The following is a 14,014-nucleotide window of genomic DNA, read 5'->3' as shown; positions in this document are numbered from 1 at the left end:
GCCTCCGGCCAAAGGAAAGGACAGGAATTGGAACTCGCCGCCGTAAAGACATCGTACAAATACTGGGCTCCGGTCTACGACTACACCTTCGGCGCGATTACCCGTGCCGGACGGCGACGCACGGTGGACTACATCAACACCCGTTCGGGCCGCGTGCTCGAGATCGGCGTCGGCACCGGCCTGTCGCTGCACCGCTACGGCAGCCATCTTGAGGTTATGGGCATCGACGTCTCGCCCGACATGCTCGACAAGGCGCGGCAGAAGGTGGTCGAGAAGGGGCTGACCCATGTCACCCGGATCTCCGAGATGGACGCCCGCACGCTCTCCTTCCCCGACGACCATTTCGACACCGTCGTGGCGATGTACCTCGTCTCCGTCGTGCCAGAGCCCGAGCGTGTGCTTGCCGAGATGGCGCGGGTCTGCAAGCCGGGCGGCGAGGTGCTGATCGTCAACCACTTCGCCCGCGACAAGGGCGTGCTCGCCGCGATCGAGCGGCTCTTCGCCCCGCTCGCGCATATCATCGGCTGGCATTCGGATTTCGCGATGGAGCGGGTGCTCGGCGCTGACGCGCTCGAAACCGTCAGCGTGCAGGACATCGCGCCCTTCGGCCTGTTCACCTTCCTCAGGCAGCGCAAGCTGAACGCGGAATCGGCCGCGGCCTGACGCAGCCCTCTCCATAGAACGACAGGCGCCCGGCAGCCGGACGCCTCATGCCCGCCACATTGCCGCTGCACCCTGAGCTCGTGCCGCCCCGACCGCTCCGTAAGGGCCGGGGCGATGCCGGGGGCTTGAGCTGCGGGGCGGAGGATGAACGCTCGAACCCGTCGGAATGCCGGCGATCCGCGCGCGGACCGTCGCAAGTCAAGCCCCGGCCTCGCCGGAGCGATGTGCCTCGTGGTGGCGCTCATCCCGCACAAAGCCATGTCGCAGCAGTTCTGGGAGATGACGCAGCTCGTTGACGCGCGCGCGGGCACGAGCCTGGGCGACGTCGCCCGGCAACTCGGAACCGGTGGGTACGAGCTTTCGGATGGCACACCGGTCTCGTTCTCGGACTGGTATTCGAGCAGTTGGACCGACCTCCGCCTCACCTGGGTCACGCAATTGAGCCAAAATTTTGGCGTCTACTGGGGCTTCGGCACCGGCGAGCGTGGCCCGAAGTACGAGATCGAACCGAGCCTGAAGCTCGGCCTGATCGTGCTTCAGCCGGTCTCGCGGAACGGGACGCTTTCGCTCTCGGCGACCACGGTGATCGGAGGTGCTTTCAACGAGGGCACCTGTACCGCCGATTACGGCGCGATCGGCGGGACGCAGACCGTCAACTGCCGGCTCGCGGCCTCGGTGTTGCCGCCGGAAGAAACCCTGGCCTATCTCGTCCATGAGAATCCGGCGGACCGCTTAGAGCTGATTCTGCGCTACCGGCTCTCGTTCTAACTCAACAAATTCACTGCGTTACGAGGATTGATCACAAAATCAGAACAACGACGTTGCCCGGAGCGCCAATCTCCGGCCCGAGACGGCAAAGCGCGCAATTTCTTTGACAGGTCCGGACCGGCTTCACCCACAATGTCACATCAGACACCAGAAACCTTTGCCCAGCGGCCCTACCGGCCAGCCCGGCGCCAGGGCTGCTCCTCGACCGAAAGGAGACGGATCCTTGCGTTTCAACGGTACAATCCTGAGCTTCGCCGCGGCCAGCCTTCTGGCGCTTGCCGCCCCGATCGCCCCCGCTGCGGCGGATGAGCCCGACCTCTTCCTCCACGCGAGGGGCGGCAAGGGCAAGCCGGGCGGCAACGACGGCGCAACGCCGAGCGCGCCCACCTACTATTCCTGGATGAGCCCCGAGATCCAGGCCGCGTGGGACGCGGGCTACCTCGGCCAGGACGTATCGATCACCGTGGTCGACGACTTCAACAGCCGCAACAAGGGCTTCGGGAACCTCGGTGATGGCATCAGCCGCAAGCGCCACGGCGAATGGACGCTGAAGCAGGCCGGCATGATCGCGCCCGAGGCGCTGACCTTCGCCGACGAATTCACCGTCGAATCCGCGGTCACGCTCCGGTCCGGCATGAACGTGATCAACGCCAGCTACGGGTTCCAGGAACTGGCCAGCCTCTACAGCACCGGCTGGGAAAACGCCTATCCACAGGAAAAGTCGATCATCGACGCGGCCCGGAACGGCACTGCGGTCATTTCGAAATCCGCCGGCAATAACGGCCTGCCGATCGGCTCCGTCCTCGCCGACGGCAGCCAGGACTTCCTCTCGCTCGGCCTCGTCGGCACGCAATCGGCGATCTTCGTCGGCGCGACCGACTGGAACGGCACGGTGAGCGCCCCGGCCCTGCTCGCGGGCTATTCGAACTACCCGGGCGCCAACACGACAATCCAGAACCAGTTCCTCGTGGTCGGCGTCGACAGCGCCACGACAGGGCTTGCCGGCACCTCGTTCGCAGCGCCGATCATCAGCGGCTATGCGGCGGTGCTGTCGAGCAAGTTCAAGTCCGCCAGCGAAACCCAGATCGCGAACCAGCTCCTCTCGACCGCGCGGCAGGATACGCTCCTGCTCTACGACCCGCAGTTACACGGCCGCGGCGAGGCAAGCATCGAGCGCGCGCTCGCCCCCGCCTCGATCCAGTAGACGGTCGCCCGCAACGAAAAAGGCCGCGCGGATCGCGCGGCCTTCGGTGTTCCGGATCGGATGCCGATCAGAGTTCGTCGAGCGCCTCGACCGCCTTCTGCAGGTCGTCCTTCGAGACTTCCTTCTCGGTGACCTTCGCGCCCGAGACGACGAGGTCGACGACCTTGTCCTCGAAGATCGGCGCGCGCAGCTGCTGCTGCATCTGCGGGTTCTTCTGCACGAATTCGAAGAAGGCCCGCTCCTGGCCCGGATACTGACGCGCCTGCATCATCACCGCCTGGGTCATCTCGGAATCGCTAACCTCGACCTTCTCCTTGCGGCCGATCTCGGCCAAGAGGAGGCCAAGACGCACGCGGCGCTCGGCGAGCGCCTTGTGCTCGTCGGTCGGCTCGATCGAACCGTGGTCGTGGTGATGCACGTCCGGGTTCTCGTCATGCCAGAGCTGGTGGGCGATCTGACCGGCTTCGGCCTCGACGAGGCTCGGCGGCAGGTCGAACTTCACCAGCTTGTCGAGCGCGTCGAGAAGTCCCCGCTTCATCACCGCGCGCGCCGCGCCGTGGTACTCGGCCTCCAGCCGCTCGCCGATCTGGCCCTTCAGCGCCTCGAGGCTCTCGGCCCCGAACTGCTTGGCCAGCTCGTCGTCGATCTCGGCCGGCTTCGGCGCCTTCACGGCCTTCACCGTGCAGTCGAAGACCGCTTCCTTGCCGGCGAGGTGCTTCGCGCCGTATTCCGCCGGGAAGGAGACCTTCACCGCGACCTCGTCACCGGCCTTGGCGCCGACCAGCTGGTCCTCGAAACCGGGGATGAACGAGCCCGAGCCGAGCTCGAGCGGGTAGTCCTCGCCCGCGCCGCCCTCGAAGGCCTCGCCGTCGATCTTGCCGACGAAGTCGATCACGACCTGGTCGCCGTCCTTGGCCTTGGTGCCCTTCTTGCGGTCCTCGAAGTTCTTCGCCGACTTCGCGAGGTTCTCGAGCGCCTCGGCCACGGCGGCCTCGTCGGCCTTCACGACGAGCTTCTCGAGCTTGAGCGCCGAGGTGTCGACCTCCGGGATCTCCGGCAGCGCCTCGTAGGACATCTCGACGACGACGTCGTCGCCCTCTTTCCAGGTCTCGCCGCCCTGCATCTCGACCTTGGGCTGCAGCGCCGGACGGTCGCCGGTGGCTTCGAAATGCGACTTCATCGCGCCGTCGATCGCGTCCTGCATCGCATCGCCGAGGATGCGCTGGCCGAACTGCTTCTTCAGAAGCGCCATCGGCACCTTGCCCTTGCGGAAGCCCTTCATCTCGACTTCCGGCTGCGCCTCGATGAGCTTCTCGTTCACTTTCGCGTCCAGATCGGCGGCCGGCACGGTGATCGTGTAGCTGCGCTTCAGGCCGTCTTTCAGGGTCTCGGTGACCTGCATTCCTTCGTCCTTTTCCTCATGGTGCGGGTGGAGGGACTTGAACCCCCACGCCTTGCGGCGCCAGAACCTAAATCTGGTGCGTCTGCCAGTTTCGCCACACCCGCAATGCCCCCCGGAGCGGATCCGACCGGAACCGCCCACGAAATCGGCGTCCTTCTAGCAAGAGTCCTTGGGCGATGCGAGCGGAAAAGTGTCTCCGCGCCGGTTCCGCGGGCCATTGGTTCCGCCCGGTGGAGACGCTTCGGAGCCGCGGAAATCCGGCGGTCAGAGCCCGAGATCGCGGAACACCGCAGGAAGCTCTTCGGTCAGGTCCTCGGCGATGAGGCCGGGACCGAACTTCCGTGCGCATTCGACATGGAGCCAGGCCGCGGTCTCGGCCGCCTGCATCGGCGCGAAACCGCGCGCCAGGAGCCCGGCGATGAAGCCCGCGAGCACGTCGCCAGAGCCCGCGGTCGCGAGCCAGGGTGCCGCGCGGTCGTAATGCGCCGAGTTGACGGAGCAGCGCCCAGACGGATCGGCGATCACCGTGTCCGGCCCCTTGTAGAGCACCACACAAGCCGCCCGCGCCGCTGCCTCGCGCGTCGCGTCCACCTTGGAATAGGCGGGTCCCTTCGTTGCCGGTGCCGCGAGCTTCTCCGCGATGTCGGGGAAAAGCCGGGCAAACTCCCCGGCATGGGGGGTGAGGACGCAACGGTCATGGAGCGCGGCAAAAAGGCCAGGTTCGCAAGCGAGGATCGTCAGCGCGTCGGCGTCGAGGACGACGGCACGCGCAGCCCCCCGCCCCTCTCCCCTCCCCAAGAGGGGGAGGGGAAGCGCCTCCACCCCGGTAGCACCGCCAGCCTCCCCACGGCTCCCCTCCCCCTCGTGGGGAGGGGATGGGGGTGGGGGGACATGGGCGCCAACGCCGAGCGCCGCCGCCACCAGCGCCACTTCCCGCGCCCCGGTCCCGAGCCCAGGCCCGAGGCTAAGCGCGTTGATCCGTTTGTCGTCAAGCACCCGCGCCAGGGCATCGGCATCCGCCACCGGTTTAAGCATCACCGCATCCAGCCGCGCCGCATTCTCCGTCAGCGCCTCGGGCGGACAGCCCACGGTGACGAGACCCGCCCCAATCCGAAGCGCCCCCCGCGCGGCGAGACGGGCGGCCCCGCCCCGGCCGGCGCCACCGGAAAGGATCAAGGCATGGCCGTGGGTGTATTTGTGCGTTTGTGAGCGTTTCGAGAGCGGCGGCGTGCCCTGCCGTTGGTATGTTGCGGCAACGTAACGTGCACCATCCACCTCATGAACTACTGCGGCAGGGTCGCGGCGCCGACCGATACGAACATCCGACATATCCCCGAGCAGCAGACGGGAACGTCGCGAGTCGAGGCCGATGTCAGCAACTCGCAGCGTTCCACAGCGGCAAGGACCGTCATGTAATACGTGACCTATCTTCCTGACGTGAAAAGTCACAGTGAGATCGGCTTCAGGTCCACCTTCGTACGGATCAAGCAACCGACGACCGCTGTCGAGGCAAACTCCGGATGGGGCATCGACGGCCACAACGCGCTCGCCGCCCGCCATTGAGTTCGCCAGACGCGCTGCTTCGCCCGTCAGCGGCCGTGCAAGCCCCGTCCCGAAAAGCGCGTCGCATTTTAGGTCAGCTCCACCCCAATCAAATTGATCGTATTGTTCGCTCGGATGTAGCGGCCCAAGTGTCAACCACCGCTCATAATTCACCCGGGCATCCGGCGGCAGCTTTCCGGGGTCGCCGTAGAGGAAGACCTCCACCTCCCAGCCCCATTCCTTCAATAGCCGCGCGACGACAAATCCGTCGCCGCCATTGTTGCCCGGACCGCAGAGCACCACCGCCCGGTGCGAGCCCGCCTTCAGTTCCGGCCATTCCTCGAAGATCGCCTCCACGACGCCCCTCCCGGCGCGTTCCATCAGTTCCAGCCCGGTCACTTCGCCCGAGGCGATCGCCGCCTGTTCGATGGCGCGCATCTGCGCGGCGGTGAGGAGTTCGGTCATGCTCAAACCTCGATGTTCGCAAACTGCCCTCGATCCGGGCGAAATGCTCAAATTTTGGGCAGCAACACAGGAATCCCCGACGCACAGGCCCCGAGCGGAGCCTAGCCAATTGTGCCGGCCCGGCGGAAGTGGTGACAGGGGCGCGACCGCAGGAAATTGCCCCGGGGAGAGTCGGCCCATGAAGAAGATCGAAGCCATCATCAAGCCCTTCAAGCTCGACGAGGTGAAGGAGGCGCTTCAGGATGTCGGCGTCCAGGGGCTCAGCGTCATCGAAGTCAAGGGCTTCGGCCGCCAGAAGGGCCATACCGAGCTCTACCGCGGCGCCGAATACGTCGTCGACTTCCTGCCCAAGGTGAAGATCGAGGTCGTGCTGTCCGACGACATGGTCGAGGCCGCGATCGAGGCGATCATCTCGGCCGCGCGCACCGACAAGATCGGCGACGGCAAGATCTTCGTCACCCCCGTCGAACAGGTTATCCGCATCCGCACCGGCGAGACCGGCGAGGACGCGATCTGATTTCCGGATCCGCAAGTCAGGGTCCAACCCGCCTTGCACCCGGCCCCGCAACACCCAACCGAAAGGAAGAGACATGAGCGCCAAGGACGTTCTCAAGCTCATCAAGGACGAGGAAATCGAATACGTCGATGTCCGCTTTACCGACCCCAAGGGCAAGCTGCAGCACGTGACGCTGATCGTCGACATCATCGACGAGGACTTCTTCGAGGAAGGCTTCATGTTCGACGGCTCCTCGATCGCCGGCTGGAAGTCGATCGACCAGTCCGACATGAAGCTGATCCCGGACACCTCCTCGGTCTACATCGACCCGTTCTACGCGGAAAAGACTCTCTGCATCCACTGCAACGTCGCCGAGCCCGATACCGGCGAGCCCTATTCCCGCGACCCGCGCGGCACCGCCGCCAAGGCCGAGGCTTACCTGAAGTCCACCGGCATCGGCGACACCGCCTATTTCGGCCCCGAGGCCGAGTTCTTCATCTTCGACGACGTGCGCTACTCGGTCACGCCGCAGAAGGTGTCCTACCAGATCGACAGCCATGACGCGGCCTGGAACACCGACACCGAATACGAGATGGGCAACCAGGCCCACCGCGCGCTCCACAAGGGCGGCTATTTCCCGGTCAACCCGATCGACGCCAGCCAGGACCTGCGCGGCGAGATGCTCTCGACCATGAAGCGCATGGGCATGAAGGTCGACAAGCACCACCACGAGGTGGCGACCGCCCAGCACGAGCTCGGCCTCATCTTCGGCGGCCTCGTCGAACAGGCCGACAACATCCAGAAGTACAAGTACGTCATCCACAACGTCGCCGCCGCCTACGGCAAGTCGGTGACCTTCATGCCGAAGCCGATGAAGGGCGACAACGGCTCGGGGATGCACGTCAACATGTCGATCTGGAAGGGCGGCAAGCCCTTGTTCGCCGGCGACAAGTATGCCGACCTCAGCCAGGAAGCGCTCTGGTTCATCGGCGGCATCCTGAAGCACGCGAAGACCCTGAACGCCTTCACCAACCCGTCGACGAACTCCTACAAGCGCCTGATCCCGGGCTTCGAGGCCCCGGTCCTGCGCGCCTACTCGGCCCGCAACCGCTCGGGCTGCGTCCGGATCCCGTGGACCGAAAGCCCGAAGGCCAAGCGCGTCGAGGCCCGTTTCCCCGATCCGGCGGCGAACCCCTACCTCGCCTTCGCGGCGCTTCTGATGGCCGGCCTCGACGGCATCAAGAACAAGATCGATCCGGGCCCGGCTTCGGACAAGGACCTCTACGATCTGCCGCCGGAAGAACTGGCGGGCATCCCGACCGTCTGCGGCAGCTTGCGTGAGGCGCTCGAGGCGCTCGAAGCCGACCACGGCTTCCTGCTCGCTGGCGACGTGTTCACCAAGGACCAGATCGACGGCTACATGGCGCTCAAGTGGGAAGAGGTCTATGCCTACGAGCATACGCCCCACCCGATCGAGTACCAGATGTACTACAGCTGCTGAGGCATTGCCCGGCATGGAAAGGGCCCCGATCCGGGGCCCTTTTTCTTTTCCCTCTCGCGGCAGCTTCAGGCGTGTGCGCCCGCTTTCGCGCCGATGTGGATGTGGGCCTTGCCTTCCGACACGGTCGGCGCCGCCGCGCTGATATGCGCGGCATTGGCCTTCAGCCACTCCTTCGCCACGGCGAGGCTCTTGTCGGTCCCCGCCTTGTCGGTGCAGACCGTCACGGTGAAACATCCGTCCTTCGTCTCGACCAGATCGTAGCTGACGAAGCCGGGCACGCCCGAGATGAGCTTCTCGACCTCGCTCCGGCGCGAGATGAGGAGCTTCGTAAGCTCCTCCACGCCCTTGCCGGCATAGCTGCGTAACATGACATGCATCGCGAAAGCCCCCTCCTTGAACGATTGTGGAAAGATCGTCTCGGGGCACCCTGTTCGCGCCCGGAGGCGACGGCGAAAGGATAGCGAAACCCGGCCGATTCTGACATGGCGGCGTAGGATCTGCGCTCCATTCGGCCATTTTCGGCGCATGGACGGGGGCGCCTCGTAGCGACGCGACTGGCGGATGAAATTGTCGCCGGCGGGAATACGCGCGGCGGAAGGATGAAGGACGGAATCTGACCCGCCGCGCGTCGCAATCGGGTGGGACGGCGCCCGGAACGGCTTCCATTGTGCCGCTGAAACCGGAGGCTCGCATGGACCAGCACTATTCAGACCGTCGCAAGATCGATCCCTCGAAGGGCTCCACGCTCGGCGACGGTACCCCGAACGACAACAACCGCGTCGAGATCGGGCCGACGCAGCTCGCTTTTCGTGAATGGGAAGCGGCGGGGCTCGCATTGCCCAATCTCGAACGGATGCGCGAGCATCGCTGGAAGCGCCTGACGAAGGCGATCGTCGATCGCGACTGGGGCGGTCTTCTGATGTTCGACCCGCTTAACATCCGCTACGCGACCGACTCGACCAACATGCAGCTTTGGAATACCCACAACCCGTTCCGCGCGCTCCTTCTCTGCGCCGACGGCTACATGGTGATCTGGGACTACAAGCAGTCGCCCTTTCTCTCCGAGTTCAACCCGCTCGTCCGCGAACAGCGCTCGGGCGCGGATTTCTTCTACTTCGACCGCGGCGACAAGGCCGGCGACGCCGCCCGCCGCTTCGCCGCCGAGGTGAAGGACCTGATCGCCGCGCATGGCGGCGCCAACACCCGGCTCGGCGTCGACAAGATCATGCTGCACGGTCTCCGCGCGCTGGAAAGCCAGGGCTTCGAGGTCATGGAAGGCGAGGAGGCGACCGAGAAGACCCGCGCCATCAAGGGCACCGACGAGATCCTCGCGATGCGCTGCGCCCATGACGCCTGCGAGAAGGCGGTGGCCGAGATGGAGCGCGCCTGCCGCGAGGGCGTGCCCGGCGGCAAGATTAGCGAGGACGACGTCTGGGCCGTGCTTCACGCAGAGAACATCAGGCGCGGTGGCGAATGGATCGAGACCCGTCTCCTCGCCTCCGGGCCCCGCACCAATCCCTGGTTCCAGGAATGCGGGCCGCGCCTCATCCAGCCGAACGAGATCGTCGCCTTCGACACCGACCTGATCGGCTCCTACGGCATCTGCATCGACATCTCGCGCACCTGGTGGGTCGGCGACGCCAAGCCCACCAACGCGATGATCTATGCCATGCGCCACGCGCACGAGCACATCATGACCAACATGGAGATGCTGAAGCCCGGCGTCTCGCTGAAGGAGCTGACCTTCGGCGGCCACCACCTCGACGAGCAGTTCCATAAGCAGAAATACGGCTGCAAGATGCACGGGGTCGGGCTTTGCGACGAGTGGCCGCTTGTCTCCTACCCCGATGCCTGGGTCGACGGCGCCTTCGACTATGTGATCGAGCCCGGCATGGTGCTCTGCGTCGAGGCGCTGGTCTCACCCGAGGACGGTGATTTCTCGATCAAGCTCGAGGACCAGGTGCTGATCACCGAGACGGGTTACGAGAACCTGACGAAATACCCCTTCGACGAACGGCTCATGGGGCTAGCCTGAACCAGCCCCGATTTTTCGCCGAAAAATCGCTGCCCGGCCGAACGCTCAGTCTTCCGGCCAGTTCGAGCGCCGGACATTGCCGTGCCAGTCCTCGGAGATCCCGCCGACCGCGGGGTCTCCGCTGCCGCGCCGGTCCGTATCGCCTTCGGAAAGCAGAAGCACGAACACCCCGAGGGCGGCGAGGACGATCACGCCCACGATAGGGTCGGTCCTCTTGCGCCGATCGATGATATGGTGCCGCGCGCCATGTATCGTGCTCTTCATGGGTTGCCTCCTTTCGCTTCGTCTTGCCAGGAAAGTAGGCACTCCCAAACCATAATAAAAACGAATGTAATTGATTTTAAAGATCACGATAAGTGATGAGTTTCTCCAACCGCACCCGCTGACGCTCCCTCACCTGTCCGTGACATGCCGACGCCGACCCTTGCCGCGCCGGACCCGCGCCCCCAGTCTTGACCGGATCGCGGAGAGAGGACACGACCATGGCAACCGAACGGATCACCTTTCCCGGCCATTCCGGCGCCGAATTGTCAGCCCGGCTCGACCTGCCCGAGGGGCCGCATCTTGCGACCGCGCTCTTTGCGCATTGCTTCACCTGCGGCAAGGACGTCGTCGCCGCCCGCCGCATCGCCGGGGCGCTCGCGGCAAGGGGGATCGCCACCTTGCGCTTCGACTTCACCGGGCTCGGCCAGTCCGAGGGCGATTTCGCCGCGACCGGGTTCATCTCGAACGTCGCCGACCTGAACGCCGCGGCTGCCCAGCTTGCGGCCCGCGGCATGGCGCCCGCGCTCCTCATCGGTCATTCGCTCGGCGGCGCCGCGGTACTGAAGGCGGCCGGCGGTATCGACAGCGCCCGTGCCGTTGTCACCATCGGCGCGCCTTTCGATCCGGGCCATGTCACCCACAATTTCGCCAGCGCCCTCGACCGGATCGAGGCCGAGGGCGTGGCCGAGGTCGATCTCGGTGGCCGCCCGATCCGCATCGGCCGCGACTTCGTGCGCGAGGTGACCGCCGAAGAGCTTTCCGCACCCATCGCCAACCTCGGACGCGCGCTTCTCGTGCTGCACGCGCCGCGCGACGCGATCGTCGGAATCGAGAACGCGGCCGAGATTTTCAAGGCCGCCAGGCACCCGAAGAGCTTCGTCACCCTCGACGATGCCGACCACCTGATCAGCCGCGCGACGGATGCCGACTACGCCGCCGAAGTTATCGCCGCCTGGGCCACGCGCTATCTCGACCTGAAGGCTCCCGAACCGCCGAAGGGCGCACCCGAAGGCATCGTGCGCGTCTCCGAGGCTGACCCGTCGGGCTTCCTGCAGAACGTCAACCACGGGCCCCGCCACCACACGCTCGCCGACGAGCCCGAAAATTATGGCGGCACCGACCGTGGCATGACGCCCTACGGCTTCCTCGCCGCCGGGCTCGGCGCCTGCACCTCGATGACGGTCCGCATGTATGCACGGCGAAAGAAATGGCCGCTCGCCCATGTCCGGGTCGACGTCAGCCACGGCAAGGTCCATGCCGAGGACTGCGCCGATTGCGAGAAGGGCGCCCGGATCGATCGCTTCCTGCGCGAGATCACGCTCGAAGGCGATCTGGATGAGGATCAACGTGCGAAACTTCTGGAAATCGCGGACAAATGCCCGGTCCACCGGACGCTCGAACACAGCTCCCGGATCGAGACCCGACTGGTCCCGGCTGAATAGATTCGCCCGCTCCGCGGCGCTTCAGACCCGAGAATAGCGGCTGATCATCGTGTAGTCCTTGCGCGGGCCCATCACCACCCAGACCGCCCGCCAGTCCGGCCAGTCGCAGAAGTCGTAATGCACCCGGTAATCGTCCGGCGAGCAGAGGTGATGCGCCTCGGGGAAGGCCGGATCGAAGGCATGGAACGGCTTGCCGTCGCCATGATCGACCGCGATCCGCTCGCCATCGATCCGCCAGAGATAATCCCGTACGGCCGTCATCGACGGTCCCGGCCCGAGCCGAAGTTCGCCCTCCTCGTGATAGGCAAGGCCGATCTCGACCGGGCGGAAGAATGCCCGCCCCTCGAACCGCCCCTCGGCGTGGCCAAGTCGATCCTGGATCACACGTCCGACCTGCCATTCTCCTGTAAAATCAGTCAGTTTTGGAATAAAGCTCATTTCTCTCAATACTCCCTTACCGTTACCCACCTGCCGCCACTAACAATTCGCGGCCGACCGCTCACTGTCGACCGCATCAGCATGCGGCAGTTCCACGATTTCGAGGACACCCAGGCCGAACAAATCCGGTCGTTCCCGACCGGCCTGCATGCCTCGCTCCATGCCGCACCGGCGCCCCACATCGTACCGCGGCCATCGCGGAACGATCGGCTTGCGCCATACAAGAGGTGCAGACGTCGCCTGGTTGGCACTTCGGAAGGTCCGGCGGAGGATAACTTTGGCCACTCCCGCACCACGGCCGCGCCCGCAAGACCCGCGAACCATGTATTCAGACAGGAGCAAACGCAGCTCCATACCTGCGCCCCTTCTTGCCACCCAAGCCCTACCAGTCTAGGACAACCGCGCCCGTCTCACAAAGAAAAAGGCCACCCGGATGATCCCTCGCTATGCCCGCCCCGAAATGGTCGCCATCTGGTCGCCCGAAACCAGGTTCCGGATCTGGTATGAGATCGAGGCCCACGCCTGCGACGCGCAGGCCGCTCTGGGCGTGATCCCGAAGGCCAATGCCGAGGCGGTCTGGCGTGCCAAGGACGTCGAGTTCGACGTGGCCCGCATCGACGAGATCGAGGCCGTCACCAAGCATGACGTCATCGCCTTCCTTACCCATCTCGCCGAGCATATCGGCTCCGAGGACGCGCGCTTCGTCCACCAAGGCATGACCTCGTCGGACGTCCTCGACACCACGCTCAACATCCAGCTCGTCCGCGCCGCCGACATCCTTCTGGCCGACATGGACAAGGTGCTCGCGGCGCTCAAGAAACGCGCCTTCGAGCACAAGGACACCGTGCGCATCGGCCGCTCCCACGGCATCCATGCCGAGCCCACGACGATGGGCCTCACCTTCGCGCGCTTCTACGCCGAGATGGGCCGCAACAAGAACCGGCTGGAAAAGGCCCGCTGGGAGGTGGCCACCGGCGCCATCTCCGGCGCCGTCGGCACCTTCGCCAATATCGACCCTGCGGTCGAGGAGCACGTTTGTGAAAAGCTCGGCCTCCGCCCCGAGCCGATCTCGACCCAGGTGATCCCGCGCGACCGCCACGCCATGTTCTTCGCCACCCTCGGCGTCATCGCCTCCTCGGTCGAGAACATCGCCATCGAGATCCGCCACATGCAGCGCACCGAGGTGCTGGAGGCCGAGGAGTTCTTCTCCCCCGGCCAGAAGGGCTCCTCGGCGATGCCGCACAAGCGCAACCCCGTGCTGACCGAGAACCTCACCGGCCTCGCCCGCCTCGTCCGCATGGCGGTGATCCCGGCGATGGAGAACGTGGCCCTCTGGCACGAGCGCGACATCTCGCATTCCTCGGTCGAGCGCGGCATCGCCCCGGACGCGACGATCACGCTCGACTTCGCGTTGAACCGGCTGGCAGGCGTCGTGGAAAAGCTGGTCGTCTACCCCGAGAACATGCTCGCCAACATGAACAAGTTCAAAGGCCTGGTCATGTCGCAGCGCGTGCTCCTCGCGCTGACGCAAGCGGGCGTGAGCCGCGAGGACGCCTACCGGCTGGTGCAGCGGAACGCGATGAAGGTCTGGGAGAAGGGCGCCGACTTCAGGGAAGAGCTTCTAGCCGACGCCGAGGTGACCGCCGCCCTCTCGCCCGCCGAGATCGAGGAGAAGTTCGACCTCGGCTACCACACCAAGCACGTCGACACGATCTTCGCCCGGGTGTTCGGCGCGTAACGGCCTGCGTCGAACCCGGATCGCCGACCGGCCTCGCGGGATCCGCGATCCGGGTC

13 protein-coding genes and 1 tRNA gene are annotated in these 14,014 nt (G+C 65.4%); 8 read left to right on the top strand and 6 right to left on the bottom strand.

Annotated features, from left to right (window positions below; all coding sequences use genetic code 11):
• The first annotated feature begins 27 nt into the window (after positions 1 to 27).
• From R5H32_RS03860 to R5H32_RS03850, 3 genes are all read left to right on the top strand, one after another.
• Positions 28 to 663, top strand: a complete 636-nt coding sequence (locus tag R5H32_RS03860; protein WP_318337379.1) for a class I SAM-dependent methyltransferase — start codon at positions 28 to 30, stop codon at positions 661 to 663.
• A 144-nt stretch (positions 664 to 807) separates the two neighbouring features.
• Positions 808 to 1,431 (top strand): hypothetical protein, encoded by a 624-nt coding sequence (locus R5H32_RS03855; RefSeq protein WP_318337378.1) that lies wholly within the window; start codon positions 808 to 810, stop codon positions 1,429 to 1,431.
• 223 nt (positions 1,432 to 1,654) lie between these two features.
• Positions 1,655 to 2,635 (top strand): S8/S53 family peptidase, encoded by a 981-nt coding sequence (locus tag R5H32_RS03850; RefSeq protein WP_318337377.1) that lies wholly within the window; start codon positions 1,655 to 1,657, stop codon positions 2,633 to 2,635.
• Between the two features lie 67 nt (positions 2,636 to 2,702).
• On the opposite strand, the gene tig is transcribed toward R5H32_RS03850, so the two are convergent.
• The 3 genes from tig to R5H32_RS03835 all read right to left on the bottom strand — a co-directional run bounded on the left by tig (position 2,703) and on the right by R5H32_RS03835 (position 6,044).
• Positions 2,703 to 4,037 (bottom strand): trigger factor, encoded by a 1,335-nt coding sequence (gene tig, locus R5H32_RS03845; protein ID WP_318337376.1) that lies wholly within the window; start codon positions 4,035 to 4,037, stop codon positions 2,703 to 2,705.
• Between the two features lie 19 nt (positions 4,038 to 4,056).
• Positions 4,057 to 4,141, bottom strand: a tRNA-Leu gene (locus R5H32_RS03840).
• A gap of 160 nt (positions 4,142 to 4,301) precedes the next feature.
• Positions 4,302 to 6,044, bottom strand: a complete 1,743-nt coding sequence (locus R5H32_RS03835) for an NAD(P)H-hydrate epimerase (protein ID WP_318337375.1) — start codon at positions 6,042 to 6,044, stop codon at positions 4,302 to 4,304.
• A 178-nt stretch (positions 6,045 to 6,222) separates the two neighbouring features.
• Here R5H32_RS03835 and R5H32_RS03830 point away from each other — a divergent pair, with 178 nt between their 5' ends.
• The gene (locus R5H32_RS03830; RefSeq protein ID WP_263336444.1) at positions 6,223 to 6,561 is read left to right on the top strand and encodes a P-II family nitrogen regulator; all 339 of its coding nucleotides are present in this window, start codon (positions 6,223 to 6,225) and stop codon (positions 6,559 to 6,561) included.
• Between the two features lie 73 nt (positions 6,562 to 6,634).
• Positions 6,635 to 8,041, top strand: coding sequence for a type I glutamate--ammonia ligase (gene glnA, locus R5H32_RS03825; protein WP_318337374.1), 1,407 nt, complete (start codon positions 6,635 to 6,637; stop codon positions 8,039 to 8,041).
• Between the two features lie 65 nt (positions 8,042 to 8,106).
• On the opposite strand, the gene R5H32_RS03820 is transcribed toward glnA, so the two are convergent.
• Entirely contained in the window at positions 8,107 to 8,418 is a 312-nt protein-coding gene (locus R5H32_RS03820; RefSeq protein WP_318337373.1) for a hypothetical protein, read from the bottom strand.
• Between the two features lie 314 nt (positions 8,419 to 8,732).
• On the opposite strand from R5H32_RS03820, the gene dddP reads away from it, so the two are divergent.
• Positions 8,733 to 10,076 (top strand): dimethylsulfonioproprionate lyase DddP, encoded by a 1,344-nt coding sequence (gene dddP / locus R5H32_RS03815; protein WP_318337372.1) that lies wholly within the window; start codon positions 8,733 to 8,735, stop codon positions 10,074 to 10,076.
• A gap of 45 nt (positions 10,077 to 10,121) precedes the next feature.
• Here the strand turns inward: dddP and R5H32_RS03810 are convergent, their stop codons facing one another.
• A complete protein-coding gene (locus R5H32_RS03810; RefSeq protein WP_318337371.1) occupies positions 10,122 to 10,340 on the bottom strand; it encodes a hypothetical protein in 219 nt (72 codons plus the stop codon).
• A 218-nt stretch (positions 10,341 to 10,558) separates the two neighbouring features.
• Here R5H32_RS03810 and R5H32_RS03805 point away from each other — a divergent pair, with 218 nt between their 5' ends.
• On the top strand, positions 10,559 to 11,782 hold the full coding sequence (locus tag R5H32_RS03805) for a bifunctional alpha/beta hydrolase/OsmC family protein (protein WP_318337370.1): 1,224 nt from the start codon (positions 10,559 to 10,561) through the stop codon (positions 11,780 to 11,782).
• 21 nt (positions 11,783 to 11,803) lie between these two features.
• Here R5H32_RS03805 and R5H32_RS03800 read toward each other — a convergent pair whose 3' ends face one another.
• On the bottom strand, positions 11,804 to 12,220 hold the full coding sequence (locus R5H32_RS03800; RefSeq protein ID WP_318337369.1) for a DUF6314 family protein: 417 nt from the start codon (positions 12,218 to 12,220) through the stop codon (positions 11,804 to 11,806).
• Between the two features lie 433 nt (positions 12,221 to 12,653).
• Here R5H32_RS03800 and purB point away from each other — a divergent pair, with 433 nt between their 5' ends.
• Positions 12,654 to 13,958, top strand: coding sequence for an adenylosuccinate lyase (gene purB / locus R5H32_RS03795; protein WP_318337368.1), 1,305 nt, complete (start codon positions 12,654 to 12,656; stop codon positions 13,956 to 13,958).
• The last annotated feature ends 56 nt before the right edge of the window (positions 13,959 to 14,014 follow it).

It is taken from the genome of Defluviimonas sp. D31, assembly GCF_033436765.1.
Taxonomy (GTDB): Bacteria; Pseudomonadota; Alphaproteobacteria; order Rhodobacterales; family Rhodobacteraceae; genus Albidovulum.
The sequence above is the reverse complement of the archived record's forward strand: the minus strand, read 5'-3'. Positions and strand labels throughout refer to the sequence as shown.